Annotated in this window: 16 protein-coding genes and 1 pseudogene; 9 read left to right on the forward strand and 8 right to left on the reverse strand. The window is 71.4% G+C overall.

The annotated features are described in order from the left end of the window. Positions 1-96: 96 nt before the first annotated feature. Positions 97-750, reverse strand: coding sequence for a GTP pyrophosphokinase (locus OHS58_RS20390; RefSeq protein ID WP_326951492.1), 654 nt, complete (start codon positions 748-750; stop codon positions 97-99). A 263-nt stretch (positions 751-1,013) separates the two neighbouring features. On the opposite strand from OHS58_RS20390, the gene OHS58_RS20395 reads away from it, so the two are divergent. After that, positions 1,014-1,256, forward strand: coding sequence for an alpha/beta fold hydrolase (locus OHS58_RS20395; protein WP_328649457.1), 243 nt, complete (start codon positions 1,014-1,016; stop codon positions 1,254-1,256). On the opposite strand, the gene OHS58_RS20400 is transcribed toward OHS58_RS20395, so the two are convergent. The 3 genes from OHS58_RS20400 to OHS58_RS20410 form a co-directional block, all read right to left on the reverse strand. Further along, complete coding sequence (locus tag OHS58_RS20400) at positions 1,253-2,125, reverse strand: LLM class F420-dependent oxidoreductase (RefSeq protein ID WP_247049773.1); 873 nt, start codon at positions 2,123-2,125, stop codon at positions 1,253-1,255. The two genes, OHS58_RS20395 and OHS58_RS20400, sit on opposite strands and share 4 nt — an antisense overlap. 77 nt (positions 2,126-2,202) lie before the next feature. Then, positions 2,203-3,336 carry an adenosylhomocysteinase gene (locus OHS58_RS20405; RefSeq protein ID WP_328649458.1) on the reverse strand — a complete coding sequence of 378 codons (1,134 nt, stop codon included), beginning with the start codon at positions 3,334-3,336 and terminating at the stop codon, positions 2,203-2,205. A 147-nt stretch (positions 3,337-3,483) separates the two neighbouring features. After that, the gene (locus OHS58_RS20410; protein WP_328649459.1) at positions 3,484-4,800 is read right to left on the reverse strand and encodes an alpha/beta hydrolase; all 1,317 of its coding nucleotides are present in this window, start codon (positions 4,798-4,800) and stop codon (positions 3,484-3,486) included. A 155-nt stretch (positions 4,801-4,955) separates the two neighbouring features. Between OHS58_RS20410 and OHS58_RS20415 the strand changes: the two genes are divergently transcribed. Further along, positions 4,956-5,177: a hypothetical protein gene (locus OHS58_RS20415; RefSeq protein ID WP_328649460.1), complete on the forward strand. Its 222-nt coding sequence runs from the start codon at positions 4,956-4,958 to the stop codon at positions 5,175-5,177. On the opposite strand, the gene OHS58_RS20420 is transcribed toward OHS58_RS20415, so the two are convergent. After that, positions 5,168-6,175: a hypothetical protein gene (locus OHS58_RS20420; RefSeq protein WP_328649461.1), complete on the reverse strand. Its 1,008-nt coding sequence runs from the start codon at positions 6,173-6,175 to the stop codon at positions 5,168-5,170. The two genes, OHS58_RS20415 and OHS58_RS20420, sit on opposite strands and share 10 nt — an antisense overlap. A gap of 71 nt (positions 6,176-6,246) precedes the next feature. On the opposite strand from OHS58_RS20420, the gene OHS58_RS20425 reads away from it, so the two are divergent. Next, the gene (locus OHS58_RS20425) at positions 6,247-6,843 is read left to right on the forward strand and encodes a TetR/AcrR family transcriptional regulator (RefSeq protein ID WP_328649462.1); all 597 of its coding nucleotides are present in this window, start codon (positions 6,247-6,249) and stop codon (positions 6,841-6,843) included. Here the strand turns inward: OHS58_RS20425 and OHS58_RS20430 are convergent. After that, the gene (locus tag OHS58_RS20430; protein WP_326948192.1) at positions 6,804-7,598 is read right to left on the reverse strand and encodes a helix-turn-helix transcriptional regulator; all 795 of its coding nucleotides are present in this window, start codon (positions 7,596-7,598) and stop codon (positions 6,804-6,806) included. The genes OHS58_RS20425 and OHS58_RS20430 overlap by 40 nt on opposite strands. Before the next feature lie 82 nt (positions 7,599-7,680). Between OHS58_RS20430 and OHS58_RS20435 the strand changes: the two genes are divergently transcribed. Beyond that, positions 7,681-8,754 carry a zinc-binding alcohol dehydrogenase family protein gene (locus OHS58_RS20435; RefSeq protein WP_328649463.1) on the forward strand — a complete coding sequence of 358 codons (1,074 nt, stop codon included), beginning with the start codon at positions 7,681-7,683 and terminating at the stop codon, positions 8,752-8,754. Here OHS58_RS20435 and OHS58_RS20440 read toward each other — a convergent pair. Further along, positions 8,741-11,155, reverse strand: coding sequence for a CocE/NonD family hydrolase (locus tag OHS58_RS20440; protein WP_328649464.1), 2,415 nt, complete (start codon positions 11,153-11,155; stop codon positions 8,741-8,743). The genes OHS58_RS20435 and OHS58_RS20440 overlap by 14 nt on opposite strands. A 76-nt stretch (positions 11,156-11,231) precedes the next feature. On the opposite strand from OHS58_RS20440, the gene OHS58_RS20445 reads away from it, so the two are divergent. The 4 genes from OHS58_RS20445 to OHS58_RS20460 are packed head-to-tail and all read left to right on the forward strand — an operon-like array spanning position 11,232 to position 14,770. Then, the gene (locus tag OHS58_RS20445; protein ID WP_326948188.1) at positions 11,232-11,855 is read left to right on the forward strand and encodes a TetR/AcrR family transcriptional regulator; all 624 of its coding nucleotides are present in this window, start codon (positions 11,232-11,234) and stop codon (positions 11,853-11,855) included. After that, a complete protein-coding gene (locus OHS58_RS20450) occupies positions 11,852-12,838 on the forward strand; it encodes a hypothetical protein (protein WP_328649465.1) in 987 nt (328 codons plus the stop codon). The genes OHS58_RS20445 and OHS58_RS20450 overlap by 4 nt, the downstream gene beginning before the upstream one ends. Positions 12,839-12,896: 58 nt before the next feature. Next, complete coding sequence (locus OHS58_RS20455; RefSeq protein WP_328649466.1) at positions 12,897-13,454, forward strand: PadR family transcriptional regulator; 558 nt, start codon at positions 12,897-12,899, stop codon at positions 13,452-13,454. Next, positions 13,451-14,770, forward strand: coding sequence for an FAD-dependent oxidoreductase (locus OHS58_RS20460; protein WP_328649467.1), 1,320 nt, complete (start codon positions 13,451-13,453; stop codon positions 14,768-14,770). The genes OHS58_RS20455 and OHS58_RS20460 overlap by 4 nt, the downstream gene beginning before the upstream one ends. Before the next feature lie 209 nt (positions 14,771-14,979). Here the strand turns inward: OHS58_RS20460 and OHS58_RS20465 are convergent. Further along, a pseudogene (locus OHS58_RS20465) lies at positions 14,980-15,158 on the reverse strand (HD domain-containing protein); the annotation flags it as partial. A 1,144-nt stretch (positions 15,159-16,302) separates the two neighbouring features. Between OHS58_RS20465 and OHS58_RS20470 the strand changes: the two are divergent. Next, entirely contained in the window at positions 16,303-16,695 is a 393-nt protein-coding gene (locus OHS58_RS20470; protein ID WP_328649468.1) for a hypothetical protein, read from the forward strand. The last annotated feature ends 55 nt before the right edge of the window (positions 16,696-16,750 follow it).

A 16,750-nucleotide genomic window follows, 5' to 3' on the forward strand; every position in this document is an offset into this window, starting at 1 on the left:
CCGCGCCCGACGAAGCCTCGGCGCCGGGGGCGGTGTCCGTCGTGGCGATCTTCGTCACCGACCGGGCCGCGGCCTTCGCTGGGCGAGGAGTAACGCCTAGCGGATCCGTTCGTGCAACGCGGCCATCCGGGCGTCCAGGTCCGCTGCCGTGGCGGCGGCCGCGGACAGTTCGCCCGCGAAGTCCGGGGGGACGCTGTCGCGGTACTTGTACGACAGCTTGTGCTCGACCGCCGCCCAGAAGTCCATCGCGATGGTGCGGAGCTGGACCTCCACCTTGACCTTCTCCACCCGGTCGGACAGGAACACCGGGATGCGCACGATCAGGTGCAGGCTGCGGTAGCCGTTGGCCTTGGGGCGGGCGATGTAGTCCTTGGTGCGCAGCAGTTCGACGTCGTCCTGGGCGGTGAGCATGCGGGCCACCGCGAAGACGTCGTCGACGAACGGGCAGACCACGCGGATGCCGGCGATGTCGTCGAGCGCGCGGGCGGCGGAGACCCAGTCGCTGCCGAGGCCGCGGCGGTGCACCTTTTCCTTGATCGCCTCCGGCCGCTTGACCCGGCTCGTGATGTGCTCGATCGGGTCGTGCCGGTGGACGAAGTCGAACTCCTCGCTGAGGATCCGCAGTTTCGTCATCAGCTCTTCGATGGCGAACTTGTACATCAGCAGGAAACGCGGGAGCTGCCCGGCGACGGCGAGCTCTTCGGCCGCCTCGCTCAGAGAAGCGTGCTCGGCCGCCGGATCGGTGGTCACTGAACCCTCGTCGTAGGAGTCGTCGGTCATTTCCGCGCGTCACGTTACTGCGCTTCACCCGATCAACGGGCGGCGACGGGCCGGAGTTCCCGCCGGTCACCGGATCGTGGAGTCCCGCCGGTCCCGCGTCAGCACGACCTTGGTCTTCGCGAGGCCCCGGTCCGGCCGAGCCCGGCCGGGTGTTCGGGGTCGAAGGTGCCCCACTGGGCGTTCGGGACGGCGATCGCCCGGCGGCGTCGTTGACCACGACCAGGTCGTGTGTCATGCCGCGGCCGATCAGGTGGGCTTCGACACCGGCGCTGCGCGCGCTCCGCGTCCCGGCCCGGCTGATCCTGGCCGAACGCAGCGTGATCCACCCCGCGCGCGACGTCGAGCAGCGGGTCAAGGTGCTCGACCCGCTGCTCGACGTCGAAGTCGTGCCGCGCACGATCCATGCCCTCTCACTCCAGCGACCCGGGCTGGTGACCGCCCGGATCCTCGAAGCGGACCGGCGAGTGGCGGGCTAGAACTCCGCCAGCTGAGACACGGCCGGGGCCATGCCGTCGATCCAGGCGGCCGGCGCCCCCGTGGTCGGGGTGATGATGGCCGTCCGGATGCCGAGCTTCGCGTAGTCGGCCATGCTGCGGACGAACTCGTCGCGGGTGTCCGGCGTCGGGCGCGGGTTGTTGGCGAGGATCGTCGTGCGGATCTCGTCGTAGTCGCGGCCGACTGCGTCGCAGTGCCCGCGCAGCACGTCCAGCTTGTGCGCGACGTCCTCGGGCGAGGACGCGAACAGGTTGCAGGCGTCGCCGTACTGCGCCACCAGCCGCAGGGTCTTGCGCTCCCCGCTGCCGCCGATGAGCACCTTCGGGCGGTTGATCGGCTGCGGCGAGCAGAGCGTCTCGGCCAGCTGGTAGTGCTTGCCCTCGAACGGCCCGTTGTTCTCCGGGTCCCACATCTGCGCGGTGATGCGCAGGGTCTCCTCCAGCCGCTCGAAGCGCTCGGCGACCGGCGGGTACGGCACGCCCATGCCGTGGTGCTCGCGCTCGAACCACGCGGCCCCGATCCCGAGCGCGGCCCGGCCGCCCGAGAGGACGTCGAGGGTGGTGACGATCTTCGCGAGCAGGCCGGGGTGGCGGTAGGTCACGCCGGTGACGAGCAGGCCGAGCTCGATCCGGGACGTGTGGGCGGCGAGGAAGCCGAGGGTCGTGTAGCCCTCGAGCATGTTGGACTCGGCGGGGAGGCCGGTCGGCTCGATCTGGAAGTAGTGGTCCATGAAGGACAACCAGGTCGCACCGGCCTCCTCCGCCGCGGTGCCCACGCGGGCGAGCTCGCCCGCGATGGCGGTCGTCCCGCCTTCGATGTCGAAGATGGGAAGGTGAAAACCGAGCTCCATGAAACTTTCTCCTGACGTGCGGTCGGCGTACCCGTCACGTTAGGACCTGGAGCGCGCTCCAGGGCAAGTCCCGGGTTTCAGCGGAGCCGTTCGACCAGGTCCGTGGCGATCCGCCGCTCGACGGCCGCCGGGACCGGCTGGACCACCGGGGCCAACCCGCCCGCGCAGACCGCCGCGAGGCTGCGGACCTGCAGCGTCAGGCCGAGATCCATGGCCTGGATGGAGTTCCCGTTGGCGGCGGTCAGGTTGAGCATCCGGCCGTGGTCGAGGACGACGATCTCGCGGCCGCCGGTCAGCACGTGCCCGGTGCGGCGGCCGGGGTCGCCGTACTCGATCGTGCGCACGGTCGCCGTCCGCAGCGCCTCGGCGTCGATCTCCCAGGCGAAGTGGCCGACGCCGGCGAGCACGGCGCCGTCGGGCAGCGCGGCCAGCTCGGCCGCGCCGACGACACCGGGGGCGCCGGTCGCGGTGAAGACGGCTTGGGCGTCTTCGAGCGCTTCTTCGGCGACGCCGACGCGGTGACCGTCCAAAATGGCCTGAAGTGCGCGCATGGGGTCGGTGTCGCACACGGCGACGCGCGCGCCGAGCCGCGCGAGGGTGTCGGCGACGCCCTTGCCGCACGGCCCGTAGCCGAGCACCGTGGCGCGCATCCCCGGCACCATCAGGTTGGTGGCGTTGAGAAAGCCCTGCACGACGCTCTGGCCGACGCCGAACTCGTTCTCCACCAGGAGTTTCAGCCGCGAGTCGTTGATCACGACGACCGGGTGCGTGACGCCGCCGGGCCGCTCCCGGAGCCGGAGGCCGCCGGTTGTCGTCTCCTCGGTGCCGCCGAGGTAACCCGAGGACGTCCCGGATTCGAGCAGCGACAGGGTGAGATCGGCGCCGTTGTCGAGCGTGAGGTCCGGTTCGGTTTCGAGGACCTTCGCGACGTTGCGGGCGTGGTCGGCGTCGTCGTCGGCGCGGCGCGTGTGCACTTTCACGCCGAGCGCGCGCAGGTCGTCGGCGACGTCGTCGTGGGTCGTGCCGGGTGAGCCGGTGAGGGTGACGTCGACCCCGGCGCGGGCCAGGAGCGTGACGAGCGCGGCGGTCTTGGGCTCGACGTGCAGGCACATCGCGAGCCGCCGCCCGGCGAGCAGCGCCTCGTGGTCCCCGACGGCGGCGGCGGTCAGCGGCATGTGCTTGAGCGCCCAGCCGGTGGCAGGCAGAGTCATGACTTTCCTTACGGTTGACGAAGAAACCGCGTGACGCGGTGAAGGGGCCCGGAGCGGGGCCGGTCAACCGTAGAAGTCGCAGCGGTAGGAGTGGTCACCGAAGATCGGTGCCACGAGTCCGCGTCCGCTGCTCACGCCGTCAAGCTATCAGCGCAGGGCGGTGACCAGGAAGTCCGTCACTTCGGCCGGGCCGCCGTCGCCCGTGGTCACCGGGTCGCCCGCCGCGCGCAGGCGGTTCGCGTACTCCGCCGACTTCCGGCCGCCGCCGGCGAGCAGGAACGGCGGGGCGCCCGGGCCCGCGTACGTCAGCGGGCTCGCCTCGCGCAGGGTCGCCGGCGCGCGGCCCAGGGCGAGCAGGATCGAGGCGCGGGTGACCGCGTCGAGGCCGGTGAAGTCCGTGAAATCCGCCGGGGCGGCGACCGCTGCCACCGCGTGGACCGTGCTCGGCACCCCGGCGTACTGGCCGGCGTCGAAACCCGGCGCGGTGCCGAGGAGGGCTGCCAGCGTGCCGCCCGTGCCGGTGCCCCAGGCCGCGATGCGGGCCAGGTCGAGGTGCAACGCCGTCGCGTTGGCCGCGAGGAAGCGGACCGCGCACTTGGCGTCGGTGAGCGGGGCGGGCCACGGCGCCGCGGGGGCGAGGCGGTAGTCGATCGAGGCGACCGCCACGCCGCGGGCCGTCAGCGCGTCGCGGACGGCGGTGAACCGCGGGCCGTCGAGCAGCGCGCCCGGACCGGCGGGTTTGCGGTTGCCGAGGAACAGGCCGCCGTCGTGCAGGTAGAGCACGACCGGCGCGGGCGTCGCGGACGGCTGGGGCTGGTAGACGTCCATGGCCAGGGGGATCCCCGCCGGGCGGCAGTACTCGACGGTGCTGGATGTGCTGTCGAGCAGCATCGAGGCGTTGGTGCCGGTGACACCGTCGCCCGCGGCGACCGCCCCGGCCGTGCCGGTCGCCAGGACCAGCAGGAGCACGGGGAACAGCACGATCCACGCCGACACGCGCCGCAGCGTGGACGGCCGCGGGTGCGCCCGCCGCCGGGCGACGACCAGGAGCCCGAACAGGGCGAGGACCTGCAGCGCGGCGACGACGTAGTCGGTGAAACCGACGACTGTGTCCGCCGGCTGCCACGGGTCGAACCGCGCCAGCAGCCCGAGCGGCCGGCTGACGACCCACAGTGCGAGCGCCACGGCGGCGGTCAGGGCCGCGAAGTGGGCGGTCTTGCGCGTGGGCCAGCCGAGCACGGCGGCCACGGCGACGATTTCGACCGCCGCGAAGACGCCGAACAACATCGCGTAGAGCTGCCAGAGCCGCCAGAGCGCGGGCACCGCGGCGGCCGTGGTCACCGCCCCGCTCAGGGCGGCCAGCGACGCCGTGACCAGCAGCGCACCGCGTCGCAGGGGTGGCGTGGCGTCGTACCGGGAGGTCGCCGGCAGCGGACGTGCCCGCTGTCGGTCGACGGCTGTCATGCCCCCAGTGTCACCCCGGACACCGTGCGGCGGCCACCGCGCCGGGCCGGATACGCTCGGCTCGTGCCCCGTTTCACCGGCCACGACGGCCGTGAACTCGCGGCCGCGAGGACGAAGTTGCTGTCCCCGGTGCCGTGATCCGGCAGGATCGGAACATGCCCCCGGAGCCTGATCCCACCGCCGCCATCGACGCCCTGCGCGCGGAGCGCGACGCCGCGCGTCAGGAGCTTGCCGACCTGCGTGCGTGGTTGACCGTGAAGCTCGGACTGCTGCATCGCGCGCCCGGCCCGCAGGGCATCACCGTTCTCAGCGTGGCTACCGATCGGGAGATCATCACCAAGATCGAGGAGCTGATGAAGGGCGAGGCTCAGGCGTAGCAGGCGGCGAGCGCGCCGAACGCGGCTTTCGGTTCCCAGGGCAGGCCCGGGTACGTCTCCCCCGAGCCTTCCTCCAGGACCTTCACCACGCCCCAGCTCGCCATGTCGAGATCCTCGCGGGGCGACGCTCGGTGCACCAGGCCGTAGCAGATGAAGGTGCACGCGAACGCCGCGTCGACGCCCTCCTCCGTGAACACCTTCAGCAGCTCGCGGAGGTAGCCCGCCTGTTCCTCTTCGTCGCGGACGTAGTCGCCGTTCAGCCGGACCGGGATGTCGCCGTCGTACTCGAGGATCTCGCCGCTGCGGGCGCCGAGGTCGGCCGCGCCGCGGTAGGTCGTGCAGCCGAACTCCGTGATGGCCACCGGCTTGCCCGCCGCGACCAGCGTGCGGATGCCCTCCTGGTAGACGTGCTCGACCTCCTTCGAGCGGTGCGCGTCGACCGAGACGATGTCGAACGGCGTCCAGTCGACGCGCTCCAGCGGGACCGACGCGTAGGTGATCCGGCCGCCGAACCGCGCGCGGACCGCCTCGACCGCGCGGGCCAGGAAGTCGTTGACGCGGGTGGGGAGTTCGGCCAGTGCTCGCAGTGATTCCGGGGACCGCTCGAACAACCCGGCCGTGCGCTCCGGGAGGCTGTCGCCCGGCAGGAAGCCGTGGTTGAACAGGCTCAGCTCGGCGCCGGTGACGAACACGACCTCGGCACCCGCGACGCGGAGGCGTTCGGCCCGCTCGGCGCCGTCGGCGAGCTGTTCGAGAATCTGCTCCGGGTGCGCGTCCCAGGGGAACGGCGAGAACCACACCTCCAGCCCGAGGGCGGCCGCTTCCCGCGCGGCGAACTCGATCCGGTCCAGGTCGGTGCCGAACAGCCGGACGGCCGTGCAGTGCAGGTCGTCGCGGATGATCGTCAGCTCACGCCGGACCAGCTCAGGTGCGAACGGGCGGCGGATGGTGCCGCCGACCGCCATTCCGGTGTCGTAACCGATGCCCTTGGCTCGCATAAGGGGTGCCCTCCAGAAGAAATAGCGTACGGTACGTACCGTACCCTATCGACAAGGTACGGTGAGTACCGATGACCGAAACGAAGACCCGGCGGCGCGGCGCCGAACTGGAAGACGCGATCCTGCGCGCCGCCGCGGACGAACTGGCCGAGGCCGGCTACCCGGGCCTGACCATGGAAGGCGTCGCCCAGCGGGCCGGCACCAACAAAAACACGATCTACCGCCGCTGGCCGAACCGCGCCGCGCTCGGCGTCGCCGCCTACCGGCACCTGGCCGAGGACACGCTGCGTCCGCCCGACACCGGCGACCTGCGCGAAGACGCGCTCGCGTTGCTGCGCGCCGTCAACTGCGGCGCCTCCTCCCCCGCCGCCCAGATCCTGCGCGGCCTGCTGGCCGGCGTCAGCGACGACCCGGACCTGCTGGCCCAGCTGCACGAGCAGGCCGGCGACGGCGGCACCACCGCGTGGCTCACGCTCCTCGACCGCGCCGTGGCCCGCGGCGAGGCCCCGCCCGAGTCGCTGCACCCGCGCGTCGCGACCGTCGCGCTCACCTTGCTGCGCAACGAATACCTCACCCGTGGACTGACCACAGTGGACGACGACGTCCTCGTGGAGATCGTCGACGAGGTCTACCTGCCGCTGATCCGCGGGCGCCGCGCCGGCGCGTAGAGCGTCAACCGCAGCGCCGGGTCCTCGTTCGCCTGGAACGTCGCGTACTCGTACTCCACCGGCTCCGGGCGGTACAGCGTCTTCCGGCCGGGTCCACTGTGGACGACGTCGTGGCGCTCCCACCAGCCCGCGAACTCGGGGCAGCCCGCGCGCAGGCGGCCGGCCAGCGCGGTGAACGCCGGGTCCGGCGCCCACAGGTCGTGCGCGGCGTGGAACTGCGCCACCGTGTGCTCGGCCTGCGCCGCCCAGCCGGGCCCGAACAGCCGCCGCCCCCGCTCGTCGAGCAGCAGGAACACCAGCACGTTCCGGTCCGCCTCGGGCAGCTTGCCGAAGTCGGTGAACAGCGAGACGGCCGCGCGGTTCCAGGCCAGCACGTCCCAGCGGCGGCCGGTGACGTACGCGGGCTGGGTCAGGTTCTCGATCAGCCCCCGCGTCGCGTCGGGGACGGACTCGCGGGCGAACGCCGTCCGCGCCGGGTTGCGGGCCAGTTCACGCAGGTGGGCGCGCTCCGCATCGTCCAGCCGCAGGGCGCCGGCCAAGGCCTCGATCGTCTCCGTGGACGGGCTCACCGTGCGGCCCTGCTCCAGCCGGATGTACCAGTCGACGCCGATGCCGGCCAGCTCGGCGACCTCCTCGCGACGCAGCCCGGGCGTCCGGCGGCGGCGCCGGTCCGGCAGCCCGAGCGCGACCGGATTCAGCCGTTCCCGCCGCGACCGCAGGAACTCCCCCAGCCCGGCGCGGGCCACGTCCGCCATCGTCGACCTCCGGGTGGCACGCAACAGTCCCAGGATGATACCAGGCCTGGATAGGTCGTCCGGGAACGCGAAGGCTGGTCTTATGAAAGCTGCTGTCCTCGAAGAATTCGGCACGATGCCGTCCGTGCGCGAGTGGCCCGATCCGGTGCTGGGCACCGGCGAGGTGCTCGTCGACGTCGTCGCGGCACCGGTGCTGCCCTACGCCGGGGAAGTGTTCCGCGGGGAGCGGAACTACCTGCTCACACTGCCGGTCGTGCCCGGCGCCGGCGCGGTCGGGCGGGTGCGCGCGACCGGCCCGGACGCGACCCGGCTCAAGCCCGGCGACTGGGTGTTGTGCGACCCGACCATCCGCTCCCGTGACGACGCCCGCACGCCGGACATCACGTTGCAGGGGCTGAGCGCACGCGGCGAAGGCGGCCTGTTCCTGCAACGCCACTTCGGCCACGGCGCCTACGCCGAGCAGGTGCTGGTCCCGACGGAGAACGCCGTCCCGCTCGGCCCGATCGACGCCGCCGACGCCGGCCGGTGGGCCGCGCTCTCCCTCTGTCTCGTGCCCTACGGCGGCCTGCTCGCCGCCCAGCTCCAGCCGGGCGAAACGGTGCTGGTCAGCGGCGCGACCGGCAACTTCGGCAGCGCGGGCGTGGCCGTCGCCCTCGCGATGGGCGCGGCCTGCGTGGTCGCCCCGGGCCGCAACGCCGACGCGCTGGCCGACCTGGAACGCCGGTTCGGCGCGCGCGTCCGGACCGTCCGGCTCACCGGCGACGACGACACCGCGCGGATGCGCAGCACGGCGCCCGGCCCGATCGACGTGGTCCTCGACCTGTTGCCGCCGTCGGCAGGGGCGGCCGTCACGCGGACCGCGGCCATGTCGGTGCGCGAGTACGGCCGGGTCGTGCTGATGGGCGGCGTCGGCATGCTCGGCGGCGACGACCTCGCGCTGCCCTACCCGTGGCTGATGCGCAACAACATCACCGTGCGCGGGCAGTGGCTGGCCCCGCGCGAGGCGAACACCGGTCTGATCGCGCTGGCCCGCGCGGGTCTGCTGGACCTGGGCGGGTTCGCCGTCACGGAGTTCGGCCTCGACGAGATCGCCGACGCCGTCGGCCACGCGGCGAAGGAGCAGGCGCGGTTCGCGCTCACCGTCATCCGGCCTTGAGCGCCGACGCCTGACCAGGCTGCTCGGCGGCCGCGCCCAGGATCCAGTTCCGGAACTCGACCGCGAAGTGCTGCAGGTGGTGCTCGATCACCTGCGGGCTACAGGTGACCGGCAGCGTCACCGAGAGGCGGGCGGTGAACCCGCCCTCCTCCTCGGCGAACGCGTTGGCGATGGAACCGACGACGGTGCCGTCCTCCAGCACCAGGCGCGACCGGCGACCGCCGGGCGGCGGCTCCGCTCCCGGCGTCGCGGAGTCGTCCCACTCGCGCATGAAGAACGAGCAGACGTGCTCGCCGAGCGTCTCGACGATGTTCACCCGGCCGCCGGCCGCGTGGATCGAGTAGTGCTTCGGGTGGCCCGCGAGCAGGACGTCCTCCCGGCCGAAGGCTCGCGAAAGCCATTCGGTGAACTGTGCCGCGGTGATGCCGTGGGCACGCAACGTCGTCGTGCCGGTCGTTTCCTCCCCGGCGGAGAGCGTGACCTGTTCGCGCAGGAAGGCGCTCCCGGCCGCGATCTCGTCCCGCAGGAGGTCGAGCAGCCGCTCGCGGCCGAGCTTTCCCTTCAGCAGCGCCAAAGCCCGCCGTGCGGCCACCACCTCGAACCGCTCGACGCGCCCGTCGTGGTCGTCGCCGGCCAAGCGCACCCAGGGTGCCGGTTCGGCCGTCGCTTGCCGGACGGGAAGCTGCAGGTAGGAGGCGTGTTCGCCGCCGGTGTGGACGACGTGCTGCCCGCTGTTGGCGCCGGTGTACTCCCGGATGCCGGGCATCATGGTGCCCAGCAGGTTCCGCGAGCTGACGACGAACCGCAGCTGCTCGCCGGCGTGGAACGCGAGCCCGACCGGGAGCAGCTCGATCTCGACGTCGACGACCTCGCCGGCCGAGAGGCGCTCCACGCGGTCGAAGCTGTGGGCCGGCACGTCGGGAGTCGAAAGGGCCTCGTCGAGGTGGCGGGCCGAGACGCGCAGGCGTCCGTCGGAACCCTTGTACCGCAGGATCGTCGCGCCGTGCTCGGTCACGTCGTGGACGATCGCGCCCCGGTTGGGGACGGTGAACGCCTGGAGCGGCGTGCCGTGGGCGTCGAGCTTCTGCACGAGCACGAAGACGTCCATGTCGTCGGCGCCGCGCGCTTCGAGCCACAGGTGCGCTTTCGGGTAACCGGCCAGCACGGTGTCGCGGTCGAACCGCACGACGAAGGACACCGCGTCCGGGTTCGCGTCGACCGCGTAGGTCACGGCGGTCTCGTCGGCGGGGGCCGTGGTCGTCAGCGCGCGCGAGCGGCCGTCGAGGTAGTACTTCGTCGACGTGACGTCCGCCGGGGGAAACTCCTCCCCGGCGACGCCGACCTGGTCACCGCCCTGGAGGTCGAGGATCGCGTAGCGCACCCGGGGCGTCCGCTCCCAGCCGTTGTCCTCGCCCTTCAGGTAGTGGTCGAAGAAGCGGCGCAGGTCGGCCACGTTCGCTTCGTCGTAGTAGTCGGGCCACTCCTGGCTGTTGTGCACGCGCAGCCACTTCTCGGGCGACGCGATCCGCCGCCACGCGCGGAACGTCCCGGCCGTGTGCAGCGTGTTGGAGTAGCTGGCCACGACGTAGGCCGGCACGGTGATCCGGCCGAAGTCGGGGATCTTGTTCTCCCACAGGTCGTTCACCAGCGGGTGGCGCTCGACCTCGGTGAGGATGTCCTCCTTGCCGTTCTTCCCGAAGAAGCTGCCCTCCTGGAGCTGCCGGGCGAACCCGGTGTCGGGCATGCCGCCGCGCATCACCAGGTCGCGGTAGACGTCGCTGACGCCTTCCCACGGGTTGATCGCCGCCAGGTGCGGGGGCTGCTCGGCGGCGGTGAACCACTGGGAGACCGCGAGGTAGGAGGTGCCGCTCATGCCGACCTTGCCGGAGCACCAGGCCTGCTGCGCCAGCCACTCGATCACGTCGTGGCAGTCGCGGCCTTCCTGGCGGTCCCACAGCACGCTGTCGCCCTCGGAGTCGACCACGCCGCGGACGTCCGGATTGCAGATCGCGTAGCCCCGGGCGCACCAGTACGCGGGGTCCGGGCCTTCGAACTTCTCCAGCCCGGACACGATCCCGTTGTCGAGACCGACCATCCCGAAGACGCCCATCGCGCTGGCGGAGGTCCCCTGCCCCTTGCCGTACGGGCTCCACGCCACGATCACCGGCACCGGCTCCGCACCGGCCGGGCGGAAGAGGTCGACGTGGATCGTCACCCCGTCCCGCAGGCGGACCGCCACGTCCTTCTCGAACACGACGTCGACGGGCAGGGCCCGGAACTGCGGCGCGACCCGGAACCCCGCCGCCAGCGTCCGGGTGCCGGGGTCGAACCCGGTCAGCACGCCGGTCCTGGCGGCCGGCAGCGGCCGGGACGGCACGAACACCCTCTGGTCTTCACTCATGACGCCGACCGTACGTCTGTTCCGCTCAGAACTCAACACCCGTTGAGATCGGCGGGCCGACCGCTACATTCGGGTCATGACCACGCAGGAAGACCCCGCGGCGGGGACGCGCCGTGGCCGCCGGCCCGGCAGCGGCAGCACGCGGCAGGTGGTGCTCGACGCGGCCCGGGCGCGGTTCGCCCGTGACGGTTTCGCCACGACCACGATCCGGCGCATCGCCGCCGACGCCGGGGTGGACGCGTCGCAGGTGATGCAGTTCTTCGGCTCGAAGGACGAGCTGTTCGCGGCCGTGATGGCCGTTCCCCGGTCCGCGCTCGACCGGTTCGACACCGCCTTCGAGGGTCCCGACGAGCACCTGGGCGAACGGGTGGTCCGCGCGTACCTCGGCGCCTGGGAGGGCGCGGCCGGCGAGTCGGAACCCCTGATGGCGATGCTGCGCGGCGCGATCACCAACGACCACGCGAGCGCGCAGCTGCGCGACTTCATCCAGTCCCGGTTGCTGCACGGCACCCGGGGGCGGGGCGGGGACGACGCGATGCTGCGGGCCGGTCTCGCGGCGGCGATGCTGGTCGGCATCGTCACGAGCAGGCAGATCATCGGCGTGCCGGTGCTCGTCGCCGCCGACACCGAGCAGCTCGTCGCGACCGTCGCCCCCGCGATCCACCAGATCCTCGTGGGCGCCCGCCCGGAGCGAGCGTGACGAGCACCCGGCTCGCCCGCCACGAGCGGATCGCGGCGGAACTGTCCACTTTGGACGTCCTGGCGACGGCGACCCCGCTGGGCAGCGGGATCGGCGGCACGACCTGGCTCGCGCGGGTGGCGGGCGAGCCCGTCTTCGTGAAGCGGATCGCGCTCACCGACGTCGAGCTGCGCCACGAGGGGTCGACCGCCGACCACTACGGCCTGCCGCCTTGGTACCACTACGGCGTCGGCTCCGCGGGCGGCGGCGCGTGGCGGGAGCTGGCGGCCCACCGCGACGCGAGCGAGTGGGTCCGCACCGGCGCGTGCGAGAACTTCCCGCTGCTGCACCACTGGTGCGTCCGCCCCGGCCTGCCGCGCGCGCCGCTGCCGCCGGCCGAGCTGGAGCGGGACGTCGCGTTCTGGCACGACGACCCGGGCGTAAGGCGACGGCTCGAAGCCCTCGACGCGTCGAGCACGGATCTCGTGCTGTTCCTGGAACACCTGCCGCGGACGCTCGCCGAGTGGCCGGACGCGCCGGTCCGGTTCGTCGACGACGAACTCCGGCGCCTCACGGACTTCCTCGCCGGGCAGGACGTCCAGCACTTCGACGCGCACTTCGCCAACATCGTCACCGACGGCGGACGGCTGTGCCTCACCGACTTCGGCCTCACGCTGTCGTCGCGGTTCGAGCTGTCGGACGCCGAGGCGGAGTTCCTCGCCGAGCACACCACGCACGACCGGGCCTACGTCCTGGCCCACCTGGTCAACCGGATCGTCCGCCCGTTGCGGGCGTGGCCGCACCCGCGTGTCCGCAACGACTTCGTGCGCGACTGCGCCGCGGGGCGGGACGTCCCGGAGCTGCCGCCGGACGCGGCCGCGCTCCTGCGCCGGTACGCCCCGCTCGCCACCGTCGTCAACGACTTCTACTTCGCGCTGCACGGCGATAACCGGAAGACGCCGTATCCGGCGGACGAGATCGCCCGGCTGCTCGGCGCGCTCTGAACCCCTCACGGACTACTCGCGTTTGACTAGACCCTAGTACTCGTGTTTGAGTACTCACATGGGAGCAGTTCGGTTGTTCATCCTCGGCGCCCTGGCGCGGGGCGGTCCGATGCACGGGCACCAGATCCGGCGGGCGGCGCAGGTCGACCGCACCGAGCTCTGGGCGGACGTCAAACCCGGCTCGCTCTACGGCGCGCTGCGGCGGATGGCGGACGAGGGCGTCATCGAGGCGCTGCGCACCGAACGCGTGGGGAACATGCCCGAACGGACGGTCTACACGATCACCGAAGAGGGCCGGCGCGAGCTTTCCGTGCTGCGCCACACCATCCTCACCACCACCAAGCTGCGCCCGGATCCGGTCGACCTGGCGCTGGCCTACACCGAGGACCTCGACGAGGTGACGTTGCGGGCGCTGGTCGAGGACCGTCGGGCCGCGCTCGTCGCGGAACTCGCGTCCTGGAAACACCTTCAGGAACACGCGGGGCCCTACCTCGACGGCCTGGAGCCGCTGGGGTTCGACCACGTGCTCATCCGCCTCGAAGCCGAGGTGACCTGGCACGACCGGGTGCTGGACAAACTGACGGATCTGCTGGCCAACCGGGGAGAACAGACATGAGAGCACTGATCATCGGCGGCGGCATCGGCGGGCTCGCGATGGCCCAGTCCCTCACCGCGGCCGGCGTCGACGTCCAGGTCCACGAGCGCAACAGCGAGGCGGCCGACTGGCTGCAGGGCTACCGCATCCACCTCAACCGGTTCGGCTGCCGCGCCCTGCGCCGCTGCCTGCCGGGCCCGCTGTGGGACGCTTTCGCCGCCACCGCGGGCGATCCGGGCGCGGGCCTGAGCTTCCAGACCCACCGCCTGCGCGAGCTGCTCTTCGTGGAGGAAGAGCTGATGACCGGCGGGACCGGCGACCACCGCGCGGTCAGCCGGATCTCGTTGCGGCGGCTGCTGCTGGCCGGCCTCGGCGAGAACGTCCACTTCGGACGGACGTTCGAGCGTTACGAGACCGACCCGGACGGCACGGTGACGGCGCACTTCGCCGACGGCGCCACGGCGACCGGCGATCTGCTGATCGGCGCGGACGGCGCCAACTCCCGGGTGCGCGCCCAGCTCCTGCCGCACGCGCACCGGGTGCCGACCGGCGCGGTGGGCGTGGCCGGCCGGCTGGCGCTGACCGACGAGACTCGCGCCTGGCTGCCGTCGCGGATCCGCGGCGGGATGAACATCGTGCTGCCGCCGGGCGGCAGTTTCCTGTTCACCGCGGTCTTCGACGGCCGCACCCGCACCGCCGAAGCGGTCGACGATGGCATCGACCTGACGGCGTCCGGCCTGACCGGCACCGATCTCCTCGACGACGTCCAGGACTACGTGCTCTGGGCGTTCGCGGCGAAACGCGCCGGCTATCCGGCCGACGTGGAGTCGCTGCCCGGGCCCGCGTTGCAGAACGTCGTGGCCGAGCACATCCGCGGCTGGCACCCGGACCTGCGCCGCATGGTCACCGACTCCGACCCGGCGGGCGTGCACGCGATCGCGTTCAAGTCCGCCACCCAGGTCGAACCCTGGCCGACCGGCCCGGTGACCCTCATCGGCGACGCCGTGCACAACATGACCCCGGTGATGGGCTTGGGCGCCAACACCGCCCTCCGGGACGCGGCCCTGCTGGCCCACCAGCTCAAGGCCGTGCACCGCGGCGAAGCCGGCCTGACCGACGCGGTCGGCGAGTACGAACGCCGGATGCTGGCGTACGGCTTCGAAGCCGTGAACACGTCACGCTCCTTCGCCGACCGGTTCACCTCGGACAACGTCCTGGCCCGCCAGGGGATGAAGGCGTGGCTCCGGGTGTGCGCCGCCGTCCCGGCCGTGAAGCGGAGCAGCTTCACCGACGAGTGGACCGACGACCTCCCCGCGGCGCGCACCGCTCTGGTCTGAACAGGTGAGGGCAAGCAGTTCACACAGACCGCTTTGATATCCGCCGAGATGGATCGCCACCCTCTGCGGAGGGCTGGGGTAGCGATTCCGTCTGATTCTTCGACCGTGTCACCGAGGGATTTGGTGCACTCGGAGGCTTTGGAAACCAGCACAATAGGCACGTTGAGCAGCGGCGACGGCCAGCAACGCGACGATTGCGTCTGCCGTCTGCGGTCTCGCCATGCCAGTGGCGACAGAGCGATCGCTGCCTCAGCGACGCGTCGCGCGGCCTCGGTTTCAGGCTCTTGCGTGCCGAGTCGATCCAGCCGTCAATGCACTGTGCTCCCGTGTCCCGATACTCAATGGCCTGCAGCAGCATCTCGAGTTGGTCCGCATCCTTCGCACATAGCAGCGAGGCCTCAGCTCCGCCACGTCACCAGAACCGCGAACATTTTCGACCCGACCCGGACGCCACGAGAACCTGTAGTCACCGAGATTGTTCCCGACGACGCTGCGCTCGACCGGCTACTCCCCACATGCTGGCCGGCTGTTCCTGGTTGCCCGCCGATTAGTGCGCGCTGGCCGGAGCCCGACCATGTAACGGGACAGAGGCGCTGGGCCGCGCCCACTTCACCGGCGACGTACTCGCTCCGTCGACCCTTCCCTCTCGGTTGCGCGCTCGGCTGCAACCGAGCCCAGCTGGTCTCATCGCCTCACCACGAAACGGCGTTGTCATGGTCTCCCACTAACCATGCCGACCTGCGTCCCCCTAGCCGGCCATCGGCATCCATACCACCCGCAGCGTGCTCTGCGCGGGCCACGGCCAACCCGCCGCCCTTCGTCCGGGCCGACGCCACCTGCACATCAGGACTCGACTCAAGGCCGCGGCCATGGTGTTGCTCCGGCCGGCCGGAGCAACACATCCCGCCGGCGGCACGTCTGATCGCCCCCGCAGCGTCGCGGGTATCCGACACGAAATGGCGCCGGAACAACCGAGGTGACCCTCGATGCCGACGCCCCGGCACAGCCATACACGCCCGAACCGCACCGGCGACCGGCCGTAACAACAACGGCCGAGGCAACGACTGTGACCGGGACAGTGAAGTGTCCGCCTTCATCGACAGCACACGTCCGCATGCACTTTCCACCTGGAATGACCGTTCTCATGCCGAGCAGCATCGCGACGGCTCAGTGGCTCCGCGAACCTGAGCCCGCCGCAATGCCGTCATGTAGGCCTGGCCGTCCACACCTGAACCGTGTGGAAGCGGCAGCCGCGCCGGACGGATCACTGATGCTGTCCGAACGCCCGGATACTGGTCAGTTGTCCCGCCGACCGGTACATAGCCAGGACCACGCTCGCAGATCAGGGAGTGAATCTGCGATGACCGCGGCAAACTCATATGTCGCTCACACGAGCGAACAAGTAGAACACGTCTGGCGGTGCACACGTGGTCACACGTGCCTTTGCCTGGATAAGCACCTCAGATCGCATGTGGCGATGGCGCACGCGCTTCAGCGATGCCGGATCGGCTACTTGGGGCGGCGGTGATCTCATGAGCGAGGCCGGAAAGACGCGACAACCGTTCAGGCGACCACAGCGACTTGCCGCCGACGTGCCTCTCAAGGAAGCCAAAGAGCTGCGACGTCGGTATCTGGACGGTGACACATTGAGCGTCCTCATGGACGGCTTCGATGGCAGTCTTCGAACTTTACGTGCCGTACTGGAAGATCAAGGCGTCGAATTCCGGCCGCCTCGGCCGATCATGCCGCCCGCACCCCCGGGCATGGTCGAGACCTATCACAGCGGCAAGTCGATCGTGGAGACCGGGAAAACTTTCGGACTGGGCCGCGATATCACCAAACGCATGCTGCTCGACGCAGGTGTCGAGCTCCGCGGCCGGGGCCGACCGCGGAAGGCGTCAACTTTCTCGAACCATCTTCACTGACCCCGGCGACCGGGCCGACTCACCGCACCGCCCGACGGGCGCCCGGCCCTAGCCG

Origin of the sequence: Amycolatopsis sp. NBC_00348 (assembly GCF_036114655.1) — a bacterium.
GTDB lineage: Bacteria > Actinomycetota > Actinomycetes > Mycobacteriales > Pseudonocardiaceae > Amycolatopsis.

Coding starts and splice junctions, on each gene's coding strand:
- OHS58_RS20415 (WP_328649460.1), top strand. CDS start 4,956: ATGCCCCCGGAGCCTGATCCCACCGCCGCCATCGACGCCCTGCGCGCG.
- OHS58_RS20405 (WP_328649458.1), bottom strand. CDS start 3,336: ATGACTCTGCCTGCCACCGGCTGGGCGCTCAAGCACATGCCGCTGACC.
- OHS58_RS20460 (WP_328649467.1), top strand. CDS start 13,451: ATGAGAGCACTGATCATCGGCGGCGGCATCGGCGGGCTCGCGATGGCC.
- OHS58_RS20395 (WP_328649457.1), top strand. CDS start 1,014: ATGCCGCGGCCGATCAGGTGGGCTTCGACACCGGCGCTGCGCGCGCTC.
- OHS58_RS20430 (WP_326948192.1), bottom strand. CDS start 7,598: ATGGCGGACGTGGCCCGCGCCGGGCTGGGGGAGTTCCTGCGGTCGCGG.
- OHS58_RS20445 (WP_326948188.1), top strand. CDS start 11,232: ATGACCACGCAGGAAGACCCCGCGGCGGGGACGCGCCGTGGCCGCCGG.
- OHS58_RS20470 (WP_328649468.1), top strand. CDS start 16,303: ATGAGCGAGGCCGGAAAGACGCGACAACCGTTCAGGCGACCACAGCGA.
- OHS58_RS20455 (WP_328649466.1), top strand. CDS start 12,897: ATGGGAGCAGTTCGGTTGTTCATCCTCGGCGCCCTGGCGCGGGGCGGT.
- OHS58_RS20400 (WP_247049773.1), bottom strand. CDS start 2,125: ATGGAGCTCGGTTTTCACCTTCCCATCTTCGACATCGAAGGCGGGACG.
- OHS58_RS20410 (WP_328649459.1), bottom strand. CDS start 4,800: ATGACAGCCGTCGACCGACAGCGGGCACGTCCGCTGCCGGCGACCTCC.
- OHS58_RS20435 (WP_328649463.1), top strand. CDS start 7,681: ATGAAAGCTGCTGTCCTCGAAGAATTCGGCACGATGCCGTCCGTGCGC.
- OHS58_RS20420 (WP_328649461.1), bottom strand. CDS start 6,175: ATGCGAGCCAAGGGCATCGGTTACGACACCGGAATGGCGGTCGGCGGC.
- OHS58_RS20440 (WP_328649464.1), bottom strand. CDS start 11,155: ATGAGTGAAGACCAGAGGGTGTTCGTGCCGTCCCGGCCGCTGCCGGCC.
- OHS58_RS20425 (WP_328649462.1), top strand. CDS start 6,247: ATGACCGAAACGAAGACCCGGCGGCGCGGCGCCGAACTGGAAGACGCG.